Annotated in this window: 22 protein-coding genes; 6 read left to right on the top strand and 16 right to left on the bottom strand. The window is 67.4% G+C overall.

Annotated elements, in window-relative coordinates:
• Nucleotides 1–15: 15 nt before the first annotated feature.
• From ACX1NL_RS01365 to ACX1NL_RS01355, 3 genes are read left to right on the top strand one after another with little or no spacing between them, the layout of a single operon-like run.
• Nucleotides 16–1,014 (top strand): substrate-binding domain-containing protein, encoded by a 999-nt coding sequence (locus ACX1NL_RS01365; RefSeq protein ID WP_458898430.1) that lies wholly within the window; start codon nucleotides 16–18, stop codon nucleotides 1,012–1,014.
• Complete coding sequence (locus tag ACX1NL_RS01360; RefSeq protein ID WP_194560144.1) at nucleotides 1,011–2,027, top strand: ABC transporter permease; 1,017 nt, start codon at nucleotides 1,011–1,013, stop codon at nucleotides 2,025–2,027. Before ACX1NL_RS01365 ends, ACX1NL_RS01360 begins: the two co-directional genes overlap by 4 nt.
• Nucleotides 2,028–2,789 carry an ATP-binding cassette domain-containing protein gene (locus ACX1NL_RS01355; protein WP_311390015.1) on the top strand — a complete coding sequence of 254 codons (762 nt, stop codon included), beginning with the start codon at nucleotides 2,028–2,030 and terminating at the stop codon, nucleotides 2,787–2,789.
• A gap of 24 nt (nucleotides 2,790–2,813) precedes the next feature.
• Here the strand turns inward: ACX1NL_RS01355 and ACX1NL_RS01350 are convergent, their stop codons facing one another.
• On the bottom strand, nucleotides 2,814–3,125 hold the full coding sequence (locus ACX1NL_RS01350; protein WP_083290284.1) for a DUF4229 domain-containing protein: 312 nt from the start codon (nucleotides 3,123–3,125) through the stop codon (nucleotides 2,814–2,816).
• A gap of 40 nt (nucleotides 3,126–3,165) precedes the next feature.
• On the opposite strand from ACX1NL_RS01350, the gene ACX1NL_RS01345 reads away from it, so the two are divergent.
• Nucleotides 3,166–3,483 (top strand): hypothetical protein, encoded by a 318-nt coding sequence (locus ACX1NL_RS01345; RefSeq protein ID WP_070844923.1) that lies wholly within the window; start codon nucleotides 3,166–3,168, stop codon nucleotides 3,481–3,483.
• 190 nt (nucleotides 3,484–3,673) lie between these two features.
• Here ACX1NL_RS01345 and ACX1NL_RS01340 read toward each other — a convergent pair whose 3' ends face one another.
• Genes ACX1NL_RS01340 through hemL form a run of 8 tightly spaced genes read right to left on the bottom strand, consistent with a single transcriptional unit; the run spans nucleotide 3,674 to nucleotide 10,900 of the window.
• Nucleotides 3,674–3,931 (bottom strand): helix-turn-helix domain-containing protein, encoded by a 258-nt coding sequence (locus tag ACX1NL_RS01340; RefSeq protein WP_070844924.1) that lies wholly within the window; start codon nucleotides 3,929–3,931, stop codon nucleotides 3,674–3,676.
• Nucleotides 3,928–4,947 carry a UDP-glucose 4-epimerase GalE gene (galE, locus tag ACX1NL_RS01335; RefSeq protein WP_458898429.1) on the bottom strand — a complete coding sequence of 340 codons (1,020 nt, stop codon included), beginning with the start codon at nucleotides 4,945–4,947 and terminating at the stop codon, nucleotides 3,928–3,930. The genes ACX1NL_RS01340 and galE overlap by 4 nt, the downstream gene beginning before the upstream one ends.
• Nucleotides 4,947–5,924 (bottom strand): c-type cytochrome biogenesis protein CcsB, encoded by a 978-nt coding sequence (ccsB, locus tag ACX1NL_RS01330; RefSeq protein WP_269952156.1) that lies wholly within the window; start codon nucleotides 5,922–5,924, stop codon nucleotides 4,947–4,949. The genes galE and ccsB overlap by 1 nt, the downstream gene beginning before the upstream one ends.
• 30 nt (nucleotides 5,925–5,954) lie before the next feature.
• The gene (locus ACX1NL_RS01325; RefSeq protein WP_458898428.1) at nucleotides 5,955–7,616 is read right to left on the bottom strand and encodes a cytochrome c biogenesis protein ResB; all 1,662 of its coding nucleotides are present in this window, start codon (nucleotides 7,614–7,616) and stop codon (nucleotides 5,955–5,957) included.
• Complete coding sequence (locus ACX1NL_RS01320; protein WP_458898427.1) at nucleotides 7,617–8,390, bottom strand: cytochrome c biogenesis CcdA family protein; 774 nt, start codon at nucleotides 8,388–8,390, stop codon at nucleotides 7,617–7,619.
• A complete protein-coding gene (locus ACX1NL_RS01315; protein WP_458898426.1) occupies nucleotides 8,391–8,963 on the bottom strand; it encodes a TlpA disulfide reductase family protein in 573 nt (190 codons plus the stop codon). It abuts the gene before it with no gap.
• An 8-nt stretch (nucleotides 8,964–8,971) separates the two neighbouring features.
• Nucleotides 8,972–9,574, bottom strand: coding sequence for a histidine phosphatase family protein (locus ACX1NL_RS01310; protein ID WP_458898425.1), 603 nt, complete (start codon nucleotides 9,572–9,574; stop codon nucleotides 8,972–8,974).
• The gene (gene hemL / locus ACX1NL_RS01305) at nucleotides 9,575–10,900 is read right to left on the bottom strand and encodes a glutamate-1-semialdehyde 2,1-aminomutase (protein WP_269952151.1); all 1,326 of its coding nucleotides are present in this window, start codon (nucleotides 10,898–10,900) and stop codon (nucleotides 9,575–9,577) included.
• 20 nt (nucleotides 10,901–10,920) lie between these two features.
• Here hemL and ACX1NL_RS01300 point away from each other — a divergent pair, with 20 nt between their 5' ends.
• Nucleotides 10,921–11,757, top strand: coding sequence for an NAD(P)-dependent oxidoreductase (locus ACX1NL_RS01300; RefSeq protein WP_458898424.1), 837 nt, complete (start codon nucleotides 10,921–10,923; stop codon nucleotides 11,755–11,757).
• 200 nt (nucleotides 11,758–11,957) lie between these two features.
• Here the strand turns inward: ACX1NL_RS01300 and ACX1NL_RS01295 are convergent, their stop codons facing one another.
• The gene (locus ACX1NL_RS01295) at nucleotides 11,958–12,731 is read right to left on the bottom strand and encodes a DedA family protein (protein ID WP_239307398.1); all 774 of its coding nucleotides are present in this window, start codon (nucleotides 12,729–12,731) and stop codon (nucleotides 11,958–11,960) included.
• A gap of 98 nt (nucleotides 12,732–12,829) precedes the next feature.
• On the opposite strand from ACX1NL_RS01295, the gene ACX1NL_RS01290 reads away from it, so the two are divergent.
• Nucleotides 12,830–12,976, top strand: coding sequence for a hypothetical protein (locus tag ACX1NL_RS01290; protein WP_181889714.1), 147 nt, complete (start codon nucleotides 12,830–12,832; stop codon nucleotides 12,974–12,976).
• Here ACX1NL_RS01290 and ACX1NL_RS01285 read toward each other — a convergent pair.
• From ACX1NL_RS01285 to hemB, 6 genes are read right to left on the bottom strand one after another with little or no spacing between them, the layout of a single operon-like run.
• On the bottom strand, nucleotides 12,973–14,406 hold the full coding sequence (locus ACX1NL_RS01285) for a protoporphyrinogen oxidase (protein ID WP_458898423.1): 1,434 nt from the start codon (nucleotides 14,404–14,406) through the stop codon (nucleotides 12,973–12,975). The two genes, ACX1NL_RS01290 and ACX1NL_RS01285, sit on opposite strands and share 4 nt — an antisense overlap.
• A complete protein-coding gene (gene hemE, locus ACX1NL_RS01280; RefSeq protein ID WP_458898422.1) occupies nucleotides 14,406–15,455 on the bottom strand; it encodes a uroporphyrinogen decarboxylase in 1,050 nt (349 codons plus the stop codon). The genes ACX1NL_RS01285 and hemE overlap by 1 nt, the downstream gene beginning before the upstream one ends.
• Before the next feature lie 11 nt (nucleotides 15,456–15,466).
• Nucleotides 15,467–18,073, bottom strand: coding sequence for a heavy metal translocating P-type ATPase (locus ACX1NL_RS01275; RefSeq protein ID WP_458898421.1), 2,607 nt, complete (start codon nucleotides 18,071–18,073; stop codon nucleotides 15,467–15,469).
• Nucleotides 18,070–18,591 (bottom strand): hypothetical protein, encoded by a 522-nt coding sequence (locus tag ACX1NL_RS01270; RefSeq protein ID WP_181889710.1) that lies wholly within the window; start codon nucleotides 18,589–18,591, stop codon nucleotides 18,070–18,072. The genes ACX1NL_RS01275 and ACX1NL_RS01270 overlap by 4 nt, the downstream gene beginning before the upstream one ends.
• Before the next feature lie 3 nt (nucleotides 18,592–18,594).
• Nucleotides 18,595–19,200, bottom strand: coding sequence for a hypothetical protein (locus ACX1NL_RS01265; protein WP_181889709.1), 606 nt, complete (start codon nucleotides 19,198–19,200; stop codon nucleotides 18,595–18,597).
• Nucleotides 19,201–19,210: 10 nt separating this feature from the next.
• On the bottom strand, nucleotides 19,211–20,212 hold the full coding sequence (hemB, locus tag ACX1NL_RS01260; RefSeq protein ID WP_458898420.1) for a porphobilinogen synthase: 1,002 nt from the start codon (nucleotides 20,210–20,212) through the stop codon (nucleotides 19,211–19,213).
• Between the last annotated feature and the right edge of the window lie 34 nt (nucleotides 20,213–20,246).

Genomic DNA, 20,246 nt, shown 5'->3' with positions numbered 1-20,246 from the left:
GTTCACACTTTGGCAATGACCAAGGCGCGGAAATCAGTGGCCGCCGTGTTGCTTGCGGTGGTGGCGGTGTTGGGCGGATGCTCGTCGACAGGCGGAGCCCCCCGCAACGAAGACGGCGACGGCACGGCGGGCGGCGTGGACACCCCGCGGTACGTGGTGGCGATGGTCACCCACGGCGCGCCCGGCGACACCTACTGGGACCTCGTGCGCAAGGGCGCCGAGGACGCCGCGAAGAAAGACAACATCGAGCTGCGCTACTCCTCCGACCCGCAGGCGCCCAACCAGGCGAACCTCGTGCGCTCCGCGGTGGACGCGGGCGTGGACGGCATCGCCGTGACCATGCCGAATGCGGAGGCGATCGGCCCGGCGGCGCGTGACGCCGTGGACCATGGCATCCCCGTGGTGGGGCTCAACGCCGGCATGACCGCGTACCAGGACTACGGGATGACCGGCTTCTTCGGCCAGGACGAGACCGTGGCCGGCCGCGCCGCCGGCGAGCGGCTCAAGGAGGAAGGCAAAAAGAAGGTGCTGTGCGTGATCCACGAGCAGGGCAACTCGTCACAGGAGGCGCGCTGCGACGGTGTGCGCGACGGCCTCGGCGGCGACTCAAACGCGGTGGAGCTGCTGTACGTCAACGGCCAGGACCTCACCTCGGTGCAGTCCACCATCTCCTCCAAGCTTTCCCAGGACCGCTCGTTCGACACCGTGTTTGCGCTGCAGGCGCCGGTGGCGATGCGCGCCGTGGAATCCGTGAACCAGTCCGGCGCGCAGGCGCAGGTGTCCACCTTCGACACCAACGCGGAGCTCGTCGGCGCCATCGCGGACGGCCGCGTGGCGTGGGCCGTGGACCAGCAGCCGTACCTGCAGGGCTACCTGGCGGTAGACTCGCTGTGGATTGCAAAACGCAACGGCGGCACCCTCGGCGGCGGGCGCCCCGTCTACACGGGCCCGAGCTTCGTGGACCAAAGCAACGTGGACAAGGTCGAAGAGGCCGCGAAGGCGGGCATGCGATGAGGGACGACCGCCTGAAAACCCGCACCGGGTTCGCGCGCCTGATCCGCCGCCCGGAGTTTGCCAGCCTCCTCGGCTTCATCGCCATCTTCGTCTTCTTCCTCTCCGTGGCGCCGGCGTTTCGCTCCTTTGAGGCGCTGGCCACCACGTTGTACGCCAGCTCCACCCTGGGCATTGTGGCGCTGGCGGTGGGCATGCTCATGATCGGCGGGGAGTTCGACCTCTCCTCCGGCGTCGCCGTGACCACCGCCGCGCTGGCCGCGACGATGCTGAACTACAACCTGCACCTGAACTCGTGGGTGGGCGCGTTCCTCGCGCTGGGGATCTCGCTGGCCATCGGCGCGCTCAACGGCATTATGGTTACGCGCACCGGCATCGATTCCTTCCTGATCACCCTGGCGGCCTTCCTCATGCTCCAAGGCCTCAACCTTGCGGTGACGAAGCTGGTCACCGGCCAAGTGGCCACCCCCACCATCGCGGACATGGAGGGCTTCCCGTCCGCCCACGCCGTGTTCGCCGGCAACTTCCACATCGGCAACGTGCGCATCTCGGTGACCGTCCTGTGGTGGATCTTTTTCGTCGCCGTGGCGTCGTTCGTGCTGTTCCGCACCAAGCTCGGCGGCTGGATCACCGCGGTCGGCGGCAACGCCGATGCCGCCCGCGCCGTCGGCGTGCCGGTGCGCCGCGTGAAGATTCTGCTGTTCATGGGCATCGGCTTCGCCGCGTGGTTCGTCGGCATGCACACCCTGTTCGCCTTCGACTCCATCCAGGCCGGCCAGGGCGTGGGCAACGAGTTCCTCTACATCATCGCCGCGGTCATCGGCGGCTGCGCTATGACGGGCGGGCGCGGCACCGCCGTCGGCACCGCCATCGGCGCGCTGATCTTCGGCATGACCAACCAGGGCATCGTCTACGCCGGCTGGAACCCGGACTGGTTCAAGTTCTTCCTCGGCGCGACGCTGCTGGTGGCGGTGCTCGCAAACACCTCCTTCGCCAAATACACCAAGGGGCGCTAAGTGGCTGTCATCGAACTGGAAAACATCACCAAGTCCTACGGCAGCTTCGAGGCGCTGCGCGGCGTCAACCTCGCCGTGCGCGAAGGCGAAGTCACCTGCGTGCTCGGCGACAATGGCGCCGGCAAGTCCACCCTGATCAAAATCCTGTCGGGCCTGCATCAACCCACCTCGGGCACCATGCTTATCGACGGCTCCGCCTCCACCCTCACCTCCCCCCGCGACGCCATCAGCGCCGGCATCGCCACCGTCCACCAGACGCTGGCGATCGTCGACGAGCTCAGCGTGTGGCGCAACTTCTTCCTCGGCCAGGAACTCACCGGCGCGTTCGGCGTGCTGCGCCAGGCCGAGATGAAGCGGATCTGCTCCGAGCAGCTTCTAGAGATGGGCATTGACATCCCCGACGTGGACGTCGAGGCCGGCAACCTCTCCGGCGGCCAACGCCAGGTCATCGCCATCGCCCGTGCCGTCTACTTCGGCGCACGAGTGCTCATCCTCGACGAGCCCACCGCCGCCCTCGGCGTGAAACAGTCCGGGGCGGTGCTGCGCATGGTCGCCGCCGCCCGCGAGCGCGGCATCGCCGTCGTGTTAGTCACCCACAACCCCCACCACGCCTTCTTGGTGGGCGACCACTTCACCATCTTGAAGCTCGGCCACCAGGAGCTCGACGCGCCTCGTTCCGAGGTCACCCTCGAGGAGCTGACCCACCAGATGGCCGGAGGCGGAGAGCTGGAGGCGCTCAGCCATGAGCTGAGGCGGGACTAAACCTTTGGTGCGTCGATTAGCGAGCTAGCGTTCGGCGAGCTCGGACTGAATCCAGTCCTTGCGCGCCTGGCGCTGGTGCTTCAGCTCCGCGACAGCCTCATTCGCCTCAATGCGGTGGCGCTTAAACAGCAGCATCGACAGCGGGAACGCCACAATCAGCGCCAGCAGCGCCGACATAATCACCGGCACCGGCGCGCCAATGAGCACCGCGGCGAGCTGGATCACCACCGTCAGCGCGATGAACAAAAGCAGGCGGTCCAAGCCGTAGATGGCCACGGCCTTGTTCGCCCTCGATTTCGCCCCGGGGTCTACCTGCGGAGAACGTTGATCAGTCACGGTTATTCACCCTATCCGGCGGGCAAGTATGTTTAAAACCATGGGAAGGTTGCTACTCCTCGCATTGGTCGTCCTGGCCGCCGTGCTGCTCTGGCGCGCGTTCGGCCCCGGCTCCGCCGAGCGCTACGGGTCGCTGCGCGGCGGGTCGCAGCGGCAGGTGGAGCAGAAACCCGTGATCAAGGGGCCTGACGACGACGAAGAGTTCCTCTGGAACATCGAAAAGAACCGGTTCAAGGAGCGCCGCGCGCGTGAAGAGGCCGAGCGCCGGGAGGCCGAGCGACGTGAGCTGGAGCGGCGTCGTTCCGAGGCCGAGGCGGAGCGGAAGCGCCGCGACGACGAGCAGCGCGACGACATCTAGGGCTTTTGCCAGCCCGTCTGAATTTGTTCACTAGCCCAGTGAACAAATTTCGAACGGGCGCCAGATTCCTGACAAATCACGGCGGCCGTTTGCGCCGACCTGGGCAAATAGGGGCCCTCTGACAGATTCCGCCGCGGAGTGTCAGCGGCGGGGGGCGGAACGCGGCCGCGGCGAGCGGAAGAAGCCCGACCTACGCCTCGGTGAACCCGACGCGCAGGCCGAGCTCGGCCGCCACGGCGATGACCTTCTCCCAGCGCACGCCGGCGCCGCCGTGCTCGATGGTGTGCAGGGTGGAGCGGGACACCCCGGCGGCGTCGGCGACGTCCTGTTGAAGGCGGCCGGTGGCGCGGCGCCTGGCGGCGATCTGCTCCCCCAGCGCGATCAGCACCGGGTCGTCGCTGGCGGGTTTGCCCTGCTTGTTGCGGGGTTTGTGGTGGGCGTCGCTCATCGGCCCGCCTCCTTCAGTCCGGCTTCCTCGGCGAGCACTGCGGGCAGTTTCTTGGACCAGGCGAGGGCGTCGCGGACGCCGTCGACAAGCGAGCGCTCCGCGGACCACCCCAACACCGACTGGGCCTTGTCGGTACGCGACGCGCTGCCGACCACGTCGCCGGGGCGCGCGGGGCCGGTGCGGACCTCGAGTGGCGTGCCGGTGGCTTCGCCGAACGCCTCTGCGAGCTCGAAGACGGTGGTGCCTTGGCCGGTGCCGAGGTTGATCACGTCGTAGCCGGAATCCCCCACCACCGAGTCGAAGCGCTGCAAAACCGCGACGTGCGCGCGGGCCAGGTCCCAGACGTGGATGTAGTCGCGCAGGCCAGAGCCATCGCGGGTGGGCCAGTCCACGCCGGTGACGGTGAACGGCTCGCCGGCGGCGTGGGCCTCGATCATCTTGCCCATGGCGTGGGTCGGGTGCGGGTTCTGCAGGCCAGTACGAAGCGCAGGGTCGGCGCCGATCGGGTTGAAGTAGCGCAGGGCGACGACGCCTAACCTGCCGGTGGCGGATTCGTCGCGAAGCACACGCTCCAGCAGCCACTTCGACGCCGCGTACGGGCTCTGGGGATCCACGGCGCTGGTCTCGTCCACCATGTAGTCCGGCCCCGGCTCGTACATCGACGCCGTCGACGACAACACGAACCGGCGCACGCCGTGCTGCTCCATCACCTGCAGCAGCGTGATGGCTTTGCCCACGTTGTTGTCGTAGTAGACCAGCGGCTGCTCCACGGACTCGGGCACGACGATTTTGGCGGCGCAGTGGATTACAGCGTCGATGTCCGAGTGCTCCGCGAACACCCGCTCCAGCACATCAACGTCGGCGACGTCGCCCTCGTAGCAGGCGAAGCGCTGGCCGAAGACGCGCAGGCCGGTGGAGAAATCGTCCAGGATCACCGGGGTGATCCCGGCGTCCGCGCAGCACGACGCAATAGTGGACCCGATGTAGCCGGCGCCGCCGGTGATCAGCACCTTCACTAGTTCAGCCCCGCGTAGGAGTGCAGGCCAGCGACCACGGTGTTGACGTAGGTCATGTTAAAGATCGTCATGGCCATGGCGAAGACGTTGATCCAGGCGGCGGCGGTGGACTTCCAGCCGGCCGTGGCACGCGCGTGGAGGTAGGCGGCGTAGAGGATCCAGGTGACCATGGAGACGGTTTCCTTGGCGTCCCAGCCCCAGAAACGGCCCCAGGCCACCTCGGCCCAGATGGCACCGAAGACGATGCCGATGCCGAACAGCGGCAGCGTCACCACCGCGGTTTTGTACGCGATCTGGTCCAGCGTTTTCGCGTCCGGCAGCGGGCGGAGGATCGCACCCAGGAATCCGTGTTCTTCGCCGCGCGGCTGGCGCATGCGCAGCAGGTACAGCAGGGCGAACGCGCCGGAGACCAGGCCCACGGACGCGCCGATGGACACCGTAGACACGTGCACTGGCATCCAGTAGGACTGCAGCGCGGGCACCACGGGCGCGGCCTGCATGTGGAACACCGTGGAGTTCAAGAACATGGCGATGACCATGGGGAACAGCAGCCACGGCCAGACGGTGTGCCAGTTCTTGCGCTGCACCACTACGGCGGCGACGACCATGATCACGGCGGTCATGAACAGGATGTACTCGTACAGGTTGCCCAGCGGGAACCGCCCGGCGGCGAGCCCGCGGGTGACAAACGCCACCAGGTGCAGCGCCACGCCGACCCAGACAAGCGCCTGGGTCATGCCAGCCCATTTGCGGGCGTTGGCGATCATGTCCTCGTCGGGCTTTTGCTTCTCGACGACCTCCGGTCCCCCAGCGCCAACCAGCACCTTCTGCTCCGCCAGGGCCTCGCGGCGCGCCTCGATGACGCTGTTGACGCGGCCGTAGTAGATGAACGCCAGAATCAGCGCCACGATGTAGACGATGAATGCGGTGCGGAACGTCAGGTCAGACAGCTCCGCCATGGTTGTGTTGACGAGCATGCCCATAACCTACCCCACTAGCAGGCGTTATCAAAGGTCATAGGGGTTGAACTCCCCCTGCTCGCCCTCATCGTCGTCGGGGTCGAGCCCGAGGATGGCGGCGGCGATGTCGTCGAATTCGCGGCCCCACCCGGCGCGGTCGGTGCGGGCGAGCCCGGCCAGCTCGACGTGGGTGACCGCCTCCCCTGCGGCCGAGGTCCCCGGCCGCAGCCGAACCCAGATACGGCGGCGCTTGATCGCCAGCGAGCCAGCCAGCCCCGCGAGCATCACCGCGGCCGCCAGCAGCGCCCACACCTGCGTCGGGTCGCGGGAGATCTGGTAGTTGGCGTACTCGGCGGCGCCGTCGAAACGCACCTTGACCTCGCCGTCGCCGGTGTCCACAGTGGCCTCGGAGCCGGGGGTGAGCTGGACGCGAGAGACCTTCTCCAGGCGCCCGTCGGCGACCAGGGACTGGTCCAGCACGAACACGTTCTGGGGCCGGCCGGTGTCCAAGCCGGCGTCGCCGACGTAGACGTCCACGGACACCGCCGGGTCGTCCATGGAGGGGAACGCGGACTGCAGCTGGTCGCCGTTCGGCCCGGCCCAGCGGGCGGTGGGCGCAAAGTTGCCCTCGATGGCGATCTGGTGCTGGCGGCGCTCCGTCAGGTCCGGGTACATGCCGGCGGGCGGGTCGAAGCGCATCACGCCAGAGGACAGGAACGTGAACACGTCGGTGGGCCTAAACTGCACCATCTGGGTGCGGGTCTCCCCGTTCGGCCAGGTCAGCGTCACCTGCGGAGCGAACCCGTGGCCCTGCAGGTAGATCCGGTCGCCATTGATGCGAAGCGGGTGGTTCACCGCCAGATTCGCCGGCTCCCACTGCTCCTGCGGCACCGTCAGGTCATCGGTGTAGGTGATGTCGGAGGAGAACTCGTTGGCCTGGCCGTTGTTCAGGTAGGTGGCCGAGAAATTTTGGGATTCGAAGCAGAACGGGGTCAGGCCGGTGCCGTCGAAAAGCGGGCCTGCCCGGAAGACGTCGAAGTTGGCGGGCGAGGTGTTGCAGAACACCCTCGATTGCTCCACCGGCACCGCGGATTCTGCCTCCGAATTGGTCACCACGATGACCTGGCCTTCGTAGAAGACCAAGCGGCCGGCCACGAAGGTGAGGATCATCGCGACGATGCCGATGTGGAAAATCAGGTTCATCAGCTCGCGGGTGTAGCCGCGCTCCGCGGAAATCGAGTACGCCCCGGCGCGGTCCTCGTCCTGGGTGTAGGACGCCACGTGCCAGCGTTTCAGCTGTTCACGCAACTGCTTCTCGACGTCCTCCGGTGCCCCCGCGACCTCCCCCTCCACGTGGTGCGGCATGCGTCCCAAGTACTTCGGCGCGCGCGTCGGCTTGGCCTTGTAGGCGCGCCAGTGGTCGATGGAACGCGGAATGATGCAGCCGACCAGGGAGATGGTCAACAGCACGATGATGGCGAGGAACCACGTGGACTGGAAGACGTCGAAAAGCTGCAGCTTGTCGTAGATCGGGCCGGTGGTGGGGTTGGCCTTGAGGTAGTCGTCCACCAGCGAGGACGACACAGTGCGCTGCGGCAGGAGCGCGCCCGGGATGGACGCGACGGCCAGCACGAACAGCAGCATCAGGGCGGTGCGCATGCTGGTGAGCCAGTGCCACGCCTTTTTCAGCCAAGTCAAAGCGGTGCGCATTTAGATGATCGTCCCTCCGAATCCGTCAACGAGCTGGCGGGTCCAGCCGATGAAGCCGTTCCACGCGCCGGTCACAAGCATCAGCCCGACGAGGATCATGGCGATGCCGCCGGCGATCTGGATGGCGCGGGAATGGCGGCGCAGCACGTCGATGCCGCGCACCGCGAACGAGGACCCCAGCGCCACCAAGAGAAACGGCAGGCCAAGGCCCAGGCAGTACGCGATGACCAGCAGCACGCCGCGCGCGGCCGTGAGCCCCGCGGTGCCCACGGACACCGAGATGATGGACGCCAGCGTCGGGCCCAAGCACGGCGTCCAGCCGAGCGCGAACACCCCGCCGAGCAGGGGCGCGCCGAGGATGGTGGTCCACTTCTTCGGCTGGAAACGGGTGTCTTTTTGCAGGACGGGCACCGCACCCATGAACACCACGCCCATGAGGATGGTCACCACCCCGCCGATGCGCATCAGCGTGTCGGCGTTGAGCGCGATCGCGCGCACCGCGCCGAAAACGGTGACGGTGGCCAGCAGGAACACCACGGTGAACCCGGCGATGAACAACGCCGCCGCGCCCGCCACGGCCCAGTGCTTGCGGGACACGCGCGCGCCCTTTTCATCCAGCGTCATCTCCCCGCCGACCACGCCGGTCAAATACGAGATGTAGCCCGGCACCAGCGGGATCACGCACGGGGAAGCAAAGGACACCAGGCCGGCGACCGCCGCCGCAAGCAGGCCCAGCAGCAGCGGGCCGTCCGCCGCCAGTTCCGCGAACCCCACCTACGCCTCCTCGGCCAGGCGGTCGGTGAGCTCGATCAGCTCGTCCGCAGAAACGGCGCGCAAGAACACCGCCGCCGGGCGGTGCTGCTTGTCCAGAACGATGGTCGTCGGGATGACGGAGCTGGGCACGCCGCCCAACTGCGCCGCGGTCTTAAACGGCGGGTCGTAGATGGACGGGTAGGTCACGCCGTTATCCGCCAGGAAGTCCAGCGCGATCTGCGGGTTCGGGTCGCGTACGTTGATGCCCAGCACGGTGCCGACGCCACGCGCTTGGAGGTGCTCGTGGGTCTGCTGCAAGTCGTCAACCTCCGCACGGCACGGCGCGCACCACTGGCCCCACGCGTTGAGCACAACGATCTCGCCGTCGAAATCACTCAGGGCGATGGTCTGGCCTTCGTCGAGAAGCGACTCGCCCTCGAAGCCGGCCAGGGGCTTGCGGTCCGCCTCCTCGTAGAAGATTTCAGTTTGCCCGCCCGGCGAGTGGAACGCGAAGTTGCCGCCGTCGTCCGGGCCGGAGCAGGCAGCCAGCAAAAGCGCGGCCGCACAAAGCGGCGCGGCGAAAAGCTTGCGCATAGTACCTCTCAAATGTGCTGGGCAGGAGTGCTGTAGGCCCAGTCAACAACACTGCCGCCGTCAAACACAAGTGAGGTCACGCTGGCCAGGTCGCAGTTGCGGCTCGCGTGCGCCAGGCGCTTGCCCTGCAGGTGGCGCTGCACCATCACAATCGGCAGCTGGTGGCTCACCAGCACCGCCTCGTGGCCTTCGGCTTTGTCGCGGGCGTCCTCGACGGCGGACCACATGCGCTCGAAGATGTCCTGGTAGGGCTCGCCCCAGCTCGGCTCGAACGGGTTGGTCATGTGCCGCCAGCGGATCGGGTTGATCAGCTGCGAGCGCCACCCCTTCGTGCGCAGGCCCTCAAAGGTGTTGCCCGCCTCCAGGATGTCCTCGCGGGTGTCCACCTCGCAGCCGGTGACCTCCGCGATCGGGCGGGCAGTTTCTTGCGCGCGCTCCAGCGGGCTCGCCGCAAGGTAGACCACATCGCGGCCGCGGAAAAACTTTGAGGTGGCCACGGCCATGGAGTTGCCGCGGGAAGACAGGTGGTAGCCCGGCATGCGCCCGTAGAGGATTTTCTTCGGGTTGTACACCTCGCCGTGGCGCACCAGGTGCACCGTCGTCTTCGTCATTTAGGCCTCCGCGGGTTTCGCCGCCGCGGCGGCCTTCGCGGCGGAGCGCAGCGCGTCCTCGATGCGGCCGAAGTCCTCGTCCGTCAGCGCCGTGGAGACGAACCAGGTCTCAAACGCGCTCGGCGGCGCGTACACGCCAGCGTCTAGCAGGGCGTGGAAGAACGGGGCGTAGCGGAACGTGTCGGCGGCCTGCATGTCGGCGAAGTTGTGGCCCTCGCCCTCCCCGAACCGGACGGAGAGCATGGTCGCCGCGCGTTGGATGTGGTGGGTGACGCCTTCGGCCGTGAGGGCGTCGTGAAGCAAACGCTCCAAAAGATCGGCGTTCTTGTTCAGCGTCGGGTAGATGTCCTCGGTGGCCAGCTCGAGCGAGGCCAGGCCGGACGCCATCGCCACCGGGTTACCGGACAGGGTGCCCGCCTGGTAGACGGGGCCGTTCGGCGCGAGGTGCTCCATGATGTCGCGGCGACCGCCGAATGCCGCGGCGGGCAGGCCGCCGGAGACGACCTTGCCGAAGGTGGTCAGGTCGCCCGCAACGTTGTCAACGCCGTACCAGCCGGCGTAGGAGGTGCGGAAACCGGTCATGACCTCGTCGAGGATCAGCAGCGCGCCGTTGAGATGCGCGAGCTCCTTGAGCTTGGCGTTGAAGTCGTTCTGCGGGGCGACGGTGCCCATGTTGCCCGCGGCCGCCTCCGCGATGACCGCGGCGATCTCGCCCTCGTTCTCGCGGAACGCGCGCTCCACGGCCTCGAAGTCGTTGTACGGCACCACGATGGTGTCCTTCGCCTGCGCGCCAGTGACACCCGGGGAATCCGGCAGGGAGAACGTGGCGATGCCGGAGCCAGCGCTTGCCAGCAGCGCGTCGACGTGGCCGTGGTAGCAGCCTTCGAACTTGAGGATCTTCGGCCGGCCCGTGAACCCGCGCGCCAGGCGGACGGCGGACATGGTGGCCTCCGTGCCGGAGTTGACCATGCGCACCTCCTCCACCGACGTGCGCTTCACAATGTGCTCCGCGATCTCGATCTCCGCCTCCGTGGGCGCGCCGAAGCTCAGGCCGTTGCGCAGGGCCTTCTCCACGGCCTCGACGATCTTCGGGTGGGCGTTGCCGTGCACCATCGGGCCCCAGGAGCACACCAGGTCCACGTACGAGTTGCCGTCCACGTCCACAAGCTTCGAGCCGTGCGCGCTCTGGATGAAGCGGGTCTGCCCACCCACCGAGCCGAAGCCGCGCACCGGCGAGTTCACGCCGCCCGGGGTGGTTTTCTGCGCCCGCTCGAACAGTTCGTGCGAGCGCTGGGTGTTAGCTGAAGTCGGCTTTTCCGCAGTCATGGTTGTCTATCCTAGGCCATATGAAAATCGCGTTTTTAGGCCTCGGCCGCATGGGCACGGAGCTCGCGCTCAAGCTTGTCGACGACCACGAACTGACCGTATGGAACCGCACCGCCGAGAAGACCGAGCCGTTGGTCTCGCGCGGGGCTCAGGCTGCGTCTTCCCCCGCGGAAGCCGTCGAGGGCGCCGAGCTGGTGATCACCTGCCTGTTCGGCCCCGACATCGTGCGTGAGGTGGTGATCGAGCCCGGTTTGATCCCCGACGGCGTGACCTGGGCCGATGCCACCACCATCTCCCCCGCGGACGCCGCCGCCTTCGCCGACGCCGTGCCCGGCTACGTGCACACCCCGGTCGTCGGCTCGCTGCCGCCCGCGCGCGCCGGCAAGCTCGGGGTGTACGTCGGGGGCGCCGATGCCTCTCGACGCTCTAAAGTCGCCGACGTCGTTGCCCCCTGGGCCGCCGCCAACCCTTCACGGCTCAAGGAAGTGGACACCGCCGCCGGCGCCGCCGTGGGCAAACTGCTTGCCAACCTCGCCCTGGCCGTCACCATCGAAGGGTTCAAGGAAGCGCTGGTGTTGGGCGAATCCCAGGGTCTGTCGGAAGAGCAGGTGGTGGACATGCTCGGCTCCACCGGCCTGGAGTTCATCGTGAACATGAAGTCGCCGTTCCTTTTGGGTGAGCGCTCTACTTCGCCCGGCGACTTCACCGCCGACGCCATCGCCAAGGACGCCCGCCTGATGCTCGCGTCCGCGGACCAGGACCTGCCCGCCGTCTCCGCCGCCCTGGCGTCGTTGGAGGCGCAACAGGACGCTGGCCACGGAGACGAGGACTTCTCCACCGTCGTGGTGAACCGATAGCCGCGCCCTGGTGCCCGACACTTCGCGGCGGAATCTGTCAGGCTGCCCCCTAAACCCCCAGGTCGCCGCAGACGCCCGGCGGAATCTGTCAGGCCCCTTTCGCCCACCGCCGCGAAAGTCGAGTCCGGGAGGTCGAGTCCGGGCCTAAAACAGGGCGAACTCGACCTCCGCCGCTCGACTTTCGGCGCCGCCCGGCCGCCCTACCGACCGGCCTCGATCTCGTTGCCCACGACCTCGGCGGCCGGCTTCTTCTTCCCCTGGTTGCGGAAGATGCCGTAGAACACCACCACCAGCAGCGCGATGGCGATCCAGTTGGCCACCTTGGCGTACTGTTCCAGCACCATCACGACCGGCTCACCGATCCACCAGCCCAGACCGAGGTAGAGGAAGGACCACAGCGTCTTGGAGATGAAGTCCAGGACCATGAACTTCCACAACGGCATCCCGGTCATACCCATGAGTACGAACACCACGAACGCGATTGGCAGCGGGATGGGCACGTAGGCGAGGAAGATACCCAGCCAGCCCAGCTTGATAGCCCACTTCTCCACGCGCTCGATGTTTTTTGCGGCGCGCGGCGAGTTCGCGGCCTGCACGTCGAGGATCCCGCGGCCCCAGAGTTTGCCGGCCCACCAGTAGATCCAGTCGAACTTGATGTTCACGATCGAGCCGATGAGCAGGAACAGCAGCCAGTGCGGCGCCTCCCCCACCGCGGCGAGCGCACCGGTGGACGCGGCGCCGACGCGCGAGCCTGTCAGCGCCAGCATGATCGGCGGGTCCAGCCCCAATAGCCACGCCCGGAGCGGGATCATGGCCAGGCCGAAGATGCCGACGAAGCCGAACCAGCCCAGGCACCAATAGTCGGCTTTGGTGGGTTTGCCGTTCCATGGCAGGCCGTCTTCTTCCCACCATTCCTTCTCGGCAGGCTCAGCAGGCTCGGCAGCCCTCTCGCGTGGATGCGCGTGTTCTTCCATAGGTGATCAACCTAGTGCACATCCGCCCGCACCCCCTACCCAAGCGGAGAATGAGGTGCTAGGTTCTGCGTGCACGCGACTCAGAGAGGAGGCGCAACATGGAAACACCACAAAACGAATCCGACCGAGGCACACGCCCTGTCGATGCCGGCCGGCTCATCTACGAGCTTTCACGGGAATACGGCGGCTTCGACAACTTCGAGCTTCCAGAGCGCACTGGCAGCCGGGACCTCCCGCTGGTTTAGGGCTTTTGCTTTGCGACGGCAGCTGCCGCCGCAGCCCTCGCATCGGCAATAACCGCCGGCACGCCGACCCCACCGGCCCACGCGCCGGTGAGGGAGATGTGGGAGGCCTTTGGTTCGTCGAGAAGCAGGCTGCGCACCTTGGACACGGTGGCGAGGTGGTTCTCGTCGAAGCGGGGTAGGCCGCCGAGCCAGCGTTGGACGTAGATTTCCTCGAGGCCGGCGGCGCGGCCGTCGAAGCCGGTGATGGTTTCGAGGTCGTCGAGGGCCCAGTCCACGAGGTCGTCCTCGGAGGCGGTGATGGCGACGTTGTCGCCGAAGCGGCCGAAGCTGGCGCGCACCAGTGCCCCGCCGCGCTCGGCGAGGTGCGGCCACTTGCGCGAGGAGAACGTGAACGCCTTCGCGTGGACGTCCTCGGCGCCGGTAGATACGAGGACGCCGGAGTTCTGCGGCAGGCCCTCGTCGGTGGCAAAGCGCATGCCCACCACCGCGGAGTTGGCCAGCTTCACGGTTTTCAGCACCTCGGAGGCCTCGGGCGCGATGTCCTTGAGCAGCAGCGCCGCGGTGGGGGCGGGTACGGCGAGGATGACGTGGTCGTAGGCCTTGTCCTCCCCGCCTTTGAGCCGGTACTTCGGTGCCTCAGCCGAGCCCTCGAGGCTGATCGCGGAGATGAACGCGTCGATGTAGATGTCCGCGCCGGATTTTTCGGCAAGCGTTTCGTAGAGCTCCTGGTAGCCGTCGCGGAACGTCTTGAACACCGCACCCTGGCCGGTGGGCATCTCGCGGCGGGAGCGCTCCAGGTTGGCCACGGCGGTGGACAGGTGGACCGGCCCGTCGGCGGCAAGGCGGTCGAATTCCTCCGCCAGCTGCGGGATGGTCGCGCGCACGCCGAGGTCGTCGGCCGTGCAGGAGTACACCCCGCCGAGCAGGGAGGAGACAATGTTGTCCACCACCTCGTCGCCGTAGCGCTCGCGCACAAGCTTGCCGACGTTGACGTCGCCGCCGACTTCCCAGTCGAAGCCTTCGCGCTCGGCCTCGGTGTCGATGCGCTGCGCGGTGTCCTCGCTGACCAGGTGCTTGACAGTCTCGGAGGTGGACGGGATGCCCATCACCCCACCGGTGGGCAGCGCGCGCGCCTCGCCGTCGACCCACACCAATGAGCGCAGGCCAGACGGCTCTACCAGGGAGTCGGCCAGGCCGAGCTCGGTGAAAAAATCCACGGCGTCCTGGCGGCGCGCCAGGAACGCCTCGGCGCCCATGTCGGTGGGGCCGGCCTCGAAGGCGACCGTGTGGAGCTTGCCGCCGAGGCGGTCGGTGGCCTCGTAGACGTCGACCTTGAGGTCGTCCTCTCCCTCGGCGCGGGCGGAGCCTGCGCGAAGCTCGAATGCGGCGGTCAGCCCCGCAAGGCCCGCACCGATGATGGCAATGTTCATTAGCTCTCCTCGTGGATGATCGCTACGGCTTCGGTGATCGCGTCCGCGTCGGTGGTGGGCAATACGCCGTGGCCGAGGTTGAAGATGTGCCCGGTGGCGTCGCCGGCCGCAATTGCCCGCGCGGCCTCGGCCTTGATGCGCGCGACCTCGCCGCGCACCACGTTGGTGCCGGCGAACAGCATGGCCGGGTCCAGGTTGCCCTGCAGCACGCGCGGGGAGGCGAACCGCGTCGCGGCCGTGTCCAGCGGCACGCGCCAGTCCACACCCATGACCTCGCTGCCGGCCTCGGACATCGCGCCGAGCAGTTCGCCGGTGGTCACGCCGAAGTGGATGCGCGGGATCTCGCCTGCCACGGATTCGAGGATTTCCACCGAGTACGGCAGAACGAATTCGCGGTAGTCCGCTTCGGTGAGGAAACCCGCCCAGGAGTCGAACAGCTGCATCGCGTCGATGCCGGCTTCGACCTGCGTGCGCAGAAAGGCGACGATGGTGGGCACCAAGCGGCGCATCAGCGCGTGCCAGGTCTCCGGCTCGGCGTGCATCATCGCCTTGGTCTTCTCATGGTTCTTGCTCGGACCGCCCTCGACGAGGTAGCTGGCCAGGGTAAACGGCGCGCCGACAAACCCGATCAGGGCTTGGGTGTTGCTCAGTTCGTCGAGGATGATGCGGATGCCATCGGCCACGGCGGCGACTTCGTCGTCAAGCACAGGCAGCTTCTCGACGTCACTCCGCCCCCTCACCGCCTCCCCCATCACCGGCCCGCGGCCGGGCACGATCTCCACGTCCACGCCTGCCGCTTTGAGCGGGACCACGATGTCGGAGAACAGGATCGCGGCGTCGACGTCGTGGCGGCGCACCGGCTGCAGCGTGATCTCCGCAAGCAGCTCCGGCATGAAGCACGAGTCCAGCATGGGGATGCCTTCGCGCACTTCGCGGTACTCGGGCAGGGAGCGGCCGGCCTGGCGCATGAACCACACCGGGGTGCGCGAGGGGGTGCGGCCGTGGGCCGCCTCGAGCAGTGGTGCGTTGGGGAGGTCGCGTCTGGTCATGGCACTCAAGCCTACCGGCGCAGGCCGTGAACCCGGAACCGGCTGGCGCGGCGGGAGCTGTACTCCACAAGCAGGGAACTTCCCAGCATGAGCAGGGTCGCGCCCACTGGCGGCAGCACGCCCGCGGCCGCGAGGATGATGGCGGCCGCGTTGTAGATTCCGGCGAACCACAGGTTCCTGTCGGCGATGCGGTTGACGCGGCGGGCGTGCTCGATGGCCTGGGGCACAGCCATGACGTCGTTGCGGATAAGCACGACGTCGCTGACGTTGTTCCAGTTCGGCACCTTGGTGCCGTAGAGGTCCTCGCCGGCGTAGAGGATGCCGGAGTCCGCCACGCGCAGCACCGGCAGCACGCTGGAATCGCACACCATGGCCACGATGCCGCCCTGGGTGTGCAGGGCGCGCACCGCGGCGGGTTTCTCATTGGAGCGGATGCCGGCGAGCACCTGCGAGATGCCCAAAAAGTCCGCGAAGCGGCGCGCCACCGGGTAGGTGTCGCGCGAGAGCATCACGGTTTCCACGCCCATGGATTCCAGGGTGTCCACCGCCTCAATGGCGTCTTCCTTGGCGGGGTCGAACAAGGTGATCACGCCGCGGTCCTTGCCGTCCCAGCGCACCACCACCGGGGTGCCGCCGGTGGTGGCGGCCACCGACAGCTTGCCCTTGAGCTGGGAGAGGTTGGTCGGGCGCCACAGGGAGGCGTCGTACGTTTGCGTGCGGGCGTTATCGCCGCTACCCCAGGTGGCGGTGACGCGGCCGCCGAACTCGCCGTCCGGGGTGATCGTGTCGTCGCTGACTTCGATCCAGTCCGGCAGGCGCGGGTCCCCGGTGCGGGCGTCGCGCACCTCGCGGGCCGCCTTCACAATGGCGCGGGAGGCCGGGTGGTCCGAGTCCGCGGACAGCACGCCGGCGATGCGCAGCACCAGCTCGCTGCTTTCGCCGGCCGCGGCGGTGACGGTTTCCACGTGCATCTCCGGCAGCACGAGCGTGCCCACGCGGTTGAACACCACCGTGTCCACCTTGGACAGCACCCGCAGCGCGTTGCCGTCGCGCATGAGCACGCCGTTGCGCACGGCAGCCTCGATGCCCTGGCGGATGGCCAGCGCCGGCGAAATGGCCAAACTGAACGGGGCGACCACGATCAGGATCGCCAAGGCTGTCGACGCCGCGGTGTTGACGTTGCCCGTAAACAGCAGCCACAGGCCGAAGTCCAGCACGGCAATCGCGTACGCGGCCGGGATGAGCATGCTGGCAGACCGGGTGGAGACCATCGTCGCGGCGTTTTGGTGGCGCGAAGCCTCCTCCAGCCAACGTTGCACAGCGGTCAACAGCGTGGTGTGGCCGACGCGGACGGCGCGGACCTTGATGTCGCCTTCGCGCACCACGGACCCGGCGACCACGCGCTTGCCTACCTTTATCTGCGGACTGTCGTGGGTGTTCACCAGCTCCCAGCCGATTTCGCCGGAGCCACCGACGACCTCTCCGTCGACGGGGATGACCTGCCCGGCGCGCACACGGACGTCGTCGCCACGCATGATCTCTGTGGCCGGGAGCCGCTCGCAGCCGCCGCCCTTCTTGCGGTGGGTGACCTCGTAAAGGGACTCCGCGCCGGGGCGGCGCGCCTCCAGCTCGTCCAGCAGGTTTGTGCGCACGCGCATCGAGAAGAAGCGGCCGAGCAGCAGCAACGTGGTCACGGTGCAGGCGACCTCGAGGTAGAGCTCCGGGCCGCGGCCGATCTCCAGCGGCGCCCAGGCGCCACTGGACTCGTAGCCGATGTGGCCCGCCTCAGTGAACAGCAGCACGGCGAATGACCACAGGTAGGCCGCCAAGATAGCGATGGAACTCGCGCCGTCCAGTGCCGAAAGGCCGCGGCGCACGCCGCCGGCCATCGCGCGGTGGAACGGGGAGGCGCACCACAGCGCCACCGGGGTGGTCAGGGCGAACGCTACCCACTGCCAGCCGGGGAACCCGAGGGCGGGCACGTAGGTGAGCAGCAGTACCGGTATGGTCAGCACCACCGCCAGCCAAAGCCTTCCCGGGGTAACCAAGTCGCGGGCGGTAAACAGCACGTCGCCGCTGCGGCGCCCCGTACGGGGCTTGTTCTGCACGAATCCTTGGGCGCGGGCGAGCAGGTGTGCCGCTTCTTCCTTGCGGTGGTGCTTGGCGCGGCGCGGCATCGGGTGCTCCGACCAGTACCGGCCGTGCGCGCGGCGTTGCAGCGTGGAGTCCGTGATCACTGCGGTAACGCCGAATTGTTCGATGATCTTGATCAGGTGGTGCGGCGGCATGGTCGCCGGTGCGGTCACCCACGCCATGCGGGTGGGGTACACCAGGCGGGCGGAGACGCCTTCCATAGATTCCAGGGCGTCCTCGATCTCCGTCAGCTGCGGGCCGTCTTCCACTCCCCGCAGTTCGAAGGCGTAGGAGGCGTTGGGGCGCACGAGCTCGCCGTCCAGGTCGCGCCGTGCCGTGGCTGGGTCGATGCCAGCTTGGCGGGCGGCGTCGCGGGCCGCCTCGATGTAGTTGTCGAGCTCCTCGCCGCTCAGCTGCTCCAACTTGGCGCCTTCGCGCCCGGTGGTGCTGAGCTTTTCCAGGTCCCCGCCCTCGTATTTGCTCATTCCACGCCTTCCCAGACGTCGCCGCTGCGCTTATCTACAAACGCGTTGGCGGCCGGGCGGAACATGAAGAACAGGGCGAAGACCAGCACGCCGACCACCACGAACGCGGCCCAGCCGGCCACGCCGACGAAGAAGCTGGCCAGCTGCAAAAACACCGCCAGTCCGATGAACCCGGCCAGCCAGCGACGCGCCACCTTCGAACCTTTGGGCAGGTAGGCGCAGCACGAGGTAATGAGTGCGCCGAGGATGATGCTGCCCCAGGTGTAGACCCGCAGGTTGCGCGCGAATCTATCAATGAGCTCCTCGTCGGCCCCCTCAATCATCCACGTATCCGGTAGCCGGTCCGGCACCCCGTTGGCCATGGTCAAAAACGCGATGACGAACATCAGCACCGCCGCGGTAAGGCACAGGTAGTAGCCGATTTTCAGCGGCTTCGGCCACGCCGGGCCGACCTCGCCGGTGAAGCGCCGGTTCCTGTCGTTCGGGTCCGACACCATGGTTGGGAACATCCCTGCCACCGCTTAGCTCTCCTTCTTCTCCGGCGCTCCCGCCGCATCAGCATTACCGCTGGTTTTGTCCTTGGGCGGCTTGGTCCACGCCACGGAATCCTTGTCAACTGAATAGATGATGCCCAGGATGCCCGCAACACCAAGGATGATCTGGATAACGCCGTCTATGCCGAACATGGCCGTCGGCACCGCGGTGGAGGCCGGCACCATCATGAACAGCGTGACCATGCGCAGGGCGAAGAAGACGGAGAAGATCTGCAGCAGCCTGCGGGCGTTTTCCGCCCATTTCGCCTGTTTTTGTACCGCGCGCAGCGCGAAGACGAACAGCAGGATCACGCCGAGCTGCAGCAGCGCCATGATGAAGATCGAGCCGTACACGCTGGCGTTCATCAGCGCCTCGGAGACCTCGCCGTCGCCGTTGGTGGCGCGCTCCTTGGCCACCTCGCGCAGCGCGGACGGGTCGATCACGCTCGCCGCCACGGCGAAGATCTGGTGCAGCAGTTCCCCGCCGATCATCACGGTCCAGGCCGCGAGCATGTAGCGCACAGCTTCGGGCATGGAGCCCTTGTGCTTCTCGACGGCCTCCGGTCCCACCCGGCTCGGTGATCCCGGATTCATTGGGGGCAAGCTAACCATTGAGCCTCTTTGCTGCCTCGATGGCGTAGTAGGTGAAAATTTGGTCTGCCCCGGCGCGCTTGATGGACATCAGTGCTTCCATCATCGTCTCCTCGTAGTCGATCCAGCCGTTCTGACCGGCCGCGTTGAGCATGGCGTACTCGCCGGAGACTTGGTAGGCGGCCACCGGCACCGGGGACATCTCCGCGATCTTGGCCAGCACGTCCAGGTACGGCAGCGCGGGCTTGACCATGACAAAGTCCGCGCCTTCGGCGATGTCCAGCTCCGTTTCCAAAAGCGACTCGCGCACGTTCGCCGGGTCTTGCTGGTAGGTGCGGCGGTCGCCCTTCAGCGAGGAGCCGACCGCGTCGCGGAACGGCCCGAAGAACTTGGAGGCGTACTTCGCGGAGTAGGCCATGATGGCGACGTCGGCGAAGCCCGCGCGATCAAGCGCCCTGCGAATTTGCTCGATCTGGCCGTCCATCATGCCGGACGGGCTGACAATGTGCGCGCCCGCGCGCGCCTGGGCCACCGCCATGTCGCAGTAGATCTCCACGGTGGGGTCGTTGTCCACCACTTCCCTGCCGTGGGCGTCGGTGGTGAGCACGCCGCAGTGGCCGTGGTCCGTGAACTCGTCCAGGCAGGTGTCCGCCATGATGATCAGCTCGTCGCCGAACTCCTTGCGCAGCAGCGCAATCGCGCGGTTGAGCACGCCGTCTTCTGCGACGGCGACGGAACCGGTGGCGTCCTTGTCCTCCTCGCGCGGCACACCGAACAGGTCCACGCACTTCACGCCGGCGTCGAGCGCCTCGCGGCAGATCTCTACCAGCGATTCCGGGGTGTGCTGGTACACGCCCGGCATCGACGGGATCTCCCGCGGGGCGTCGATGCCGTCCGCGATGAACAGCGGGAGGATGAAGTCGGCCGGGTGCAGGCGCGTCTCCGTGACAAACTCACGGATAGCGGGGGTTTGCCGCAAGCGGCGGGGGCGTCGAATCAAGTCGTAATCAGCCATGCGCCACATCTTAGAACGCGCACCCGACACGACC

It is taken from the genome of Corynebacterium sp. CQ3829_602738 (assembly GCF_054478435.1).
The sequence above is the reverse complement of the archived record's forward strand: the minus strand, read 5'-3'. Positions and strand labels throughout refer to the sequence as shown.

Excerpts from the sequence above, each read along its gene's own strand:
- ACX1NL_RS01325 (WP_458898428.1), bottom strand. The coding sequence starts at position 7,616 with ATGCGCACCGCTTTGACTTGGCTGAAAAAGGCGTGGCACTGGCTCACC.
- hemE (WP_458898422.1), bottom strand. The coding sequence starts at position 15,455 with ATGACCAGACGCGACCTCCCCAACGCACCACTGCTCGAGGCGGCCCAC.
- ACX1NL_RS01295 (WP_239307398.1), bottom strand. The coding sequence starts at position 12,731 with ATGGAAGAACACGCGCATCCACGCGAGAGGGCTGCCGAGCCTGCTGAG.
- ACX1NL_RS01265 (WP_181889709.1), bottom strand. The coding sequence starts at position 19,200 with ATGAATCCGGGATCACCGAGCCGGGTGGGACCGGAGGCCGTCGAGAAG.
- ACX1NL_RS01285 (WP_458898423.1), bottom strand. The coding sequence starts at position 14,406 with ATGAACATTGCCATCATCGGTGCGGGCCTTGCGGGGCTGACCGCCGCA.
- ACX1NL_RS01300 (WP_458898424.1), top strand. The coding sequence starts at position 10,921 with ATGAAAATCGCGTTTTTAGGCCTCGGCCGCATGGGCACGGAGCTCGCG.
- ACX1NL_RS01275 (WP_458898421.1), bottom strand. The coding sequence starts at position 18,073 with ATGAGCAAATACGAGGGCGGGGACCTGGAAAAGCTCAGCACCACCGGG.
- ACX1NL_RS01365 (WP_458898430.1), top strand. The coding sequence starts at position 16 with ATGACCAAGGCGCGGAAATCAGTGGCCGCCGTGTTGCTTGCGGTGGTG.
- ACX1NL_RS01340 (WP_070844924.1), bottom strand. The coding sequence starts at position 3,931 with ATGAGCGACGCCCACCACAAACCCCGCAACAAGCAGGGCAAACCCGCC.
- ACX1NL_RS01360 (WP_194560144.1), top strand. The coding sequence starts at position 1,011 with ATGAGGGACGACCGCCTGAAAACCCGCACCGGGTTCGCGCGCCTGATC.
- ACX1NL_RS01345 (WP_070844923.1), top strand. The coding sequence starts at position 3,166 with ATGGGAAGGTTGCTACTCCTCGCATTGGTCGTCCTGGCCGCCGTGCTG.
- hemL (WP_269952151.1), bottom strand. The coding sequence starts at position 10,900 with ATGACTGCGGAAAAGCCGACTTCAGCTAACACCCAGCGCTCGCACGAA.
- ACX1NL_RS01290 (WP_181889714.1), top strand. The coding sequence starts at position 12,830 with ATGGAAACACCACAAAACGAATCCGACCGAGGCACACGCCCTGTCGAT.
- ACX1NL_RS01310 (WP_458898425.1), bottom strand. The coding sequence starts at position 9,574 with ATGACGAAGACGACGGTGCACCTGGTGCGCCACGGCGAGGTGTACAAC.
- ccsB (WP_269952156.1), bottom strand. The coding sequence starts at position 5,924 with ATGCTCGTCAACACAACCATGGCGGAGCTGTCTGACCTGACGTTCCGC.
- ACX1NL_RS01315 (WP_458898426.1), bottom strand. The coding sequence starts at position 8,963 with ATGCGCAAGCTTTTCGCCGCGCCGCTTTGTGCGGCCGCGCTTTTGCTG.
- hemB (WP_458898420.1), bottom strand. The coding sequence starts at position 20,212 with ATGGCTGATTACGACTTGATTCGACGCCCCCGCCGCTTGCGGCAAACC.